Genomic DNA, 608 nt, shown 5'->3' with positions numbered 1-608 from the left:
TACGCCTTTCATCGCCTCTGACTGCCAAGGCATCCACCGTGTACGCTTAGTCACTTAACCATACAACCCGAAAGGGTTTCTATTTGCTTTCACTTTAAAAAGTGAAGACAAATAAGCGTATGGCAACTAACCAAGGTTTTTGGTTGTCATCAAGAAGGGTTAATTCTTGATGACTGTTTGCCGGACTCAATTGTGAATCAATGTAAACATTGATTCGAATACAAGACACTTGAATGTGTTTGTTGTGTTTATCTAATGAAAGATAAACATTGAGAACTTTTAAATTTGATTGAATTACTCGTAAGTAATCAATCAGTCAGCTTTCCAAATTGTTAAAGAGCTTGATTCAAACTAATGAACCATTTTTAAATACTCTGATAGAAGAGAATACTTAAAGATGGTATCCCGTAGGGGAGTCGAACCCCTGTTACCGCCGTGAAAGGGCGGTGTCCTAGGCCTCTAGACGAACGGGACACTAGTATCTCTTTTACTTTCTAAACCTAATCAATCTGTGTGGACACTCATCGTAAGTATCTTCGTATAAGGAGGTGATCCAGCCCCAGGTTCCCCTAGGGCTACCTTGTTACGACTTCACCCCAGTCATGAAC

General features: G+C 40.3%; 1 tRNA gene and 1 rRNA gene. Both read right to left on the bottom strand.

From position 1 onward, the window contains the following. Positions 1 to 398: 398 nt before the first annotated feature. A tRNA-Glu gene (locus NX845_RS23390) sits at positions 399 to 474 on the bottom strand. A 67-nt stretch (positions 475 to 541) separates the two neighbouring features. After that, positions 542 to 608: ribosomal RNA gene (locus NX845_RS23385) — 16S ribosomal RNA — on the bottom strand; the annotation flags it as partial.

Origin of the sequence: Vibrio sp. NC2 (genome assembly GCF_025195005.1) — a bacterium.
GTDB classification, from domain to species: domain Bacteria; phylum Pseudomonadota; class Gammaproteobacteria; order Enterobacterales; family Vibrionaceae; genus Vibrio; species Vibrio splendidus.
The sequence above is the reverse complement of the archived record's forward strand: the minus strand, read 5'-3'. Positions and strand labels throughout refer to the sequence as shown.